The organism is Acidithiobacillus sp. TH-A36, assembly GCF_057473445.1.
Genome location: NZ_JBYCKP010000519.1, coordinates 1 through 3,815, shown reverse-complemented (window position 1 = coordinate 3,815; position 3,815 = coordinate 1). Strand labels below are relative to the sequence as shown.

Sequence of the window (3,815 nt, the reverse complement as noted above, 5' to 3'; positions counted from 1 at the left end):
TCTAAAAACGGCATCGCACCGGTTTCTACACAGATGGTCCGATACTCTGCCCTCATGCTGTTTTTTGACTGGCTGCAAAAAACACGGGACTTCCCCTTTAACCCGGCCAGAGTGCTCCGCGCGGAAAAAGTCCGGCAACGCGCTGAACGGGCCCTCACGGGGGGCCAGGGCGGTCGCGGGGGACGCGGTGGTGCCAAACCCCATCGTCTGCCTCCGGTTCTCGATCATGCGGAGATCGACCAGCTCCGCACTGAAGTCAAGCGGTTTGAAACCATTGCCGGCTATCGGGATGCGGCGCTGGTCGATTTTTTACTGTCCACAGGATTGCGTGCCCATGAAGCGGCCAGCTTCAGGCTCGATGCCCTGAACGGTTATCTCTCCGGACGCCTGCGCGTCATCGGTAAAGGTAACAAGGAAAGACTGGTGCGCTTCCCTCCCCCGCCTGCCGAGTCTATGGAGCTTTGGCTCACCGCCAGGCGTAGGATTCAGTCCCCGGCGGATACCCTGTTTCTGACCGATCAGGGTAAACCTTTAAGTGCCGCATTCATGTACCTGGTGATCCGGCGACTGATTGAGCGCACCGCGATTCATAAGCCGCAGGTCGGACCCCATCTGTTACGGCACACCGCCGCCAGTCTGTGGCTCGCGCAGGGCATGGATTTGCGCCAGGTACAGGCCAACATGGGGCATAATAGTATAGTGGTGACCAGCCGATATCTGCATTTGCTGGAGTGAGGAGCGTATTTACCCGATGATTGCGGCGGCAAGTAAAACGCCCCTGCAGTGGCTACTATTTCAGGCCTATATCCATCGCCGCATCAAAGTCTTCATGCGCAAATGCGCCTCTCCATCGCTCCACCTCCGCTTTGGGAATGCCCGCTTTTTTCGCTTCTTCCGCCCAGTTTGCAACCGCCTGTGCCATCTGTCGCACCGCCGCGCGGGCGTTGGCTTCTTTCCATAAAAAATCGCCAGCAGCCGCCCATATCGACGTGAAATCCATCGTGCTTGTCCCGTCGACCCGTAGGGTGGTGCCATGCGTGGTCCGGTCGTGAGACGGCGGCGAAGGATTGATATCAAAAGCGGGAGACAGGCGGAATCCTGCCGCTGGCGACCAGAGCACGCCATGATTCCGCAGGTGGTCGTCTACGTTGCTGACCAATACTGAAAAAGCCATGCGGCGCCATAGCTCCCGTACATCTTCTGCGGGAGCTGCCAGTTCGCGTAACGATTCCGCTATTTCTTCATAAGATCGCGTATCGCCATCGCGTGCGCCGAGGAGGGTCATGGCGGACGCATAATGTATGCGGTGCCCAATGGCGTCCCGATCGAATCGCCGCGTTAAAAAAACGCTCGTATTGCCCGCCAAATGAAGCAGCCGATAATCGGGGACGTGAATACCGCTTTGTCTGGCCAAGTGAACGGACAGGTATTCCCAATGAGAACGGTAGCGGTCTTCCGCGTGAACGCCGGGAAATTTGGCGATCCATAAGGATCCTTCTTTATCCATAACGGCGGCTTTAGGATGGGCACCACCCAGCGAGGCGCCCGGTCGCAACAGCAACCGGATATCCTCCATCTCCCGGTCATTATTGCCTGCGTCCAACCTTTGCGCCGCAGCGACCAGCCTCGGCAGCTCAGTCAATGGCGGAACGCGAACCCGAGATTCGGCCGCCAAAAAAGGACCATTGCCAACACGGAACCGCAAAGCTCCCATGCGTAAGCCGTCATCCACACGCAACAGATAATCTGACGTGAATAGCGGTCGTTTTGACGGGTCTCCTTTGCGCATCAACAGCCGACCCCATCGATCTGGTGCGGCATCAGAGAACACACCAAAAAGCGACGGAGAATGATATACGCCGGGGAGTAGCGGTAACTCAGGATCGATGGGAAACCCGATCTGACTGGTCAACCATGCGTTGTCGTATTCGAACGATGTGCTTTCATGGCCACCCCGATAATGGCACCAGAATCTACCTAACAGGTGAGGATTTCCTGCAACATCCAGGAAAACGTGCACTGCATCTTCGTGTTTCACGCTAACATCCTGGATTACTGCGCCTTGAAGACGATTTTTCTCGCCCGTTTCCGCCGCTGCTCTGCCTCTAGGGCAAGACCAATACCATCTTTCGTCTCATCCGCTAGTTGCATCATGCGATCATTCAACCCCAGAAGCCATAAGGTCAGCGTCAATGTACCCATGCCCACCCCGGGATCTCCGTTTTCCAGCCGCAATATGGTTCCGGGGGATACCCCGGCGCGCTCGGCGAGTTGGGCCACCGTGATATTTCTGCGCAAGCGCGCGGTACGCAAATCCTCCCCCAGTTTTTTGAGAGATTTGCGCACCTTGGGCGGCAAGGCGTTTTTGGCTAATGGCTTCACCCTGTTTATTATCCATCTATAGAATACTGTTGCGCATAAAGTACCATAAATGGATGATTAACGACAAATTCATGAAAAACGGTGATGCCGGTTATCCATGCTCCGCATCGCTGTTTTTTGGTTTGAGTAGGGGCCCTGTGGAAGAACCTGTATCCGGCATCCTACGTCCTGACGGATAGAAGCTGTTGGTCCGGTTGTGAGGATGGGTCAAACCGTATCAAGGCTGATCATGGGCGTCTCACTGTGATCATGATAGACCGCCTATAATCGTTAAATGAGCCATTTTGCGACATTAACGCCATAATATTAGCTGTATGGCGACAAATCACGAGAACTACATGCCTTCTTTAGCTGGAAAACGACGATTGGGCATCGAGGACAGCGCAGTCCTGTTCGCCTATGTAAGAGCGAATGAAACGCGCAAGGGTGGCCACTGCCTGGTAGCGTGTAGCACACGCAGCACGCGCACCAGGTCGCCAGCAACGTCATAGATCAGGACGTAATTCTGATGGACCACTAGCTCGCGAGTGCCTGCGACGCGACCAGGCCGACCGATGCCGGGATGATCGAGCAAACGCCCGGCCTTTTCTGCAAACAGTTCATCAAGGGCCAATGCGGCGGCTGGGTTGTCGGCCTCAATGTAGTCATAGATTTCGTCGCGGTCTTGTGTCGCCTCTGGCGTCCAGAACAACGCCATCATTCGGCGGAGGCTTCAAGTCGGCGGCGTGTTGCTGCCCGCTTGACCGCGAACTTTGCTTCGACCTCGGCCGCTGGGATCAGATTGCCGGCATTGGCTGAGTCAAGACCGATTTGCGCCTGGCGACGAAACCAAGCGTCATGCTCGGCGGCTTCCTGCTGCTGCCGAACGAAGTCGCGCATGAAGTCGCGTAGGAGCTGCGCGGCGTTGCGATCGCGGTTTTTGGCTGCGGTGGAGAACTCGGATTTCAGTGCTTCATCGACCCGGAAAGTAAAGGTAGACTCGCTCATGGCGTTGCCCTCATGTGTTACAGGATAAATACATCGTAGCACCATGCTAGGCGCGCTGCACCGGCTGGCCGATGCCCTGCGGGGGACCCCCCTGCCCTGCTTGAAAATAATGAGGCACTCAGGTGTGTCCGATGGCTTTGATGCGAGTGCAACCGCTGTGGTCTATATGCGGGGTATTAACGCCCCTGTTTGGTTATGGAAACACGCATCCACCCGTACTTTTCGCGATATTCTCCACCCGTTTTGCGGTATCTTTCTCGGTATGAACCCCGCCGCTCCGCAAAAGCCTCTGGTCACCCCCCTCCTGCAATTCATATTGCATGATGGTCAACGGGTGGGTTTTGTTCTGCAGTACGATCCCGATCATCTTGCGGCGATCCGGGCTATTTTTCAGGAGCATCGCGGGGTCTGGCGCAAGCCTTCCCGCGCCTGGGTCGTCCCCCAGG

The 3,815-nt window shown here is 56.2% G+C and carries 6 protein-coding genes; 2 read left to right on the top strand and 4 right to left on the bottom strand.

Going from position 1 to position 3,815, the window contains the following annotated elements; all coding sequences use genetic code 11:
• On the top strand, nt 1-735 hold a 735-nt coding region (locus AC2VLY_RS13095), incomplete at its 5' end, for a tyrosine-type recombinase/integrase (protein WP_486922428.1).
• A gap of 55 nt (nt 736-790) precedes the next feature.
• Here AC2VLY_RS13095 and AC2VLY_RS13090 read toward each other — a convergent pair.
• From AC2VLY_RS13090 to AC2VLY_RS13075, 4 genes are all read right to left on the bottom strand, one after another.
• The gene (locus tag AC2VLY_RS13090; RefSeq protein WP_486892665.1) at nt 791-2,038 is read right to left on the bottom strand and encodes a type II toxin-antitoxin system HipA family toxin; all 1,248 of its coding nucleotides are present in this window, start codon (nt 2,036-2,038) and stop codon (nt 791-793) included.
• A gap of 14 nt (nt 2,039-2,052) precedes the next feature.
• Nucleotides 2,053-2,382, bottom strand: a complete 330-nt coding sequence (locus AC2VLY_RS13085; RefSeq protein ID WP_215843917.1) for a helix-turn-helix transcriptional regulator — start codon at nt 2,380-2,382, stop codon at nt 2,053-2,055.
• 397 nt (nt 2,383-2,779) lie between these two features.
• Nucleotides 2,780-3,082, bottom strand: a complete 303-nt coding sequence (locus AC2VLY_RS13080; RefSeq protein WP_486892663.1) for a type II toxin-antitoxin system RelE/ParE family toxin — start codon at nt 3,080-3,082, stop codon at nt 2,780-2,782.
• Entirely contained in the window at nt 3,079-3,369 is a 291-nt protein-coding gene (locus AC2VLY_RS13075) for a CopG family ribbon-helix-helix protein (protein ID WP_075323829.1), read from the bottom strand. The genes AC2VLY_RS13080 and AC2VLY_RS13075 overlap by 4 nt, the downstream gene beginning before the upstream one ends.
• 124 nt (nt 3,370-3,493) lie before the next feature.
• Between AC2VLY_RS13075 and AC2VLY_RS13070 the strand changes: the two genes are divergently transcribed.
• Nucleotides 3,494-3,815 (top strand): hypothetical protein (locus tag AC2VLY_RS13070; RefSeq protein ID WP_486892662.1); only part of this gene is annotated, 322 nt, incomplete at its 3' end.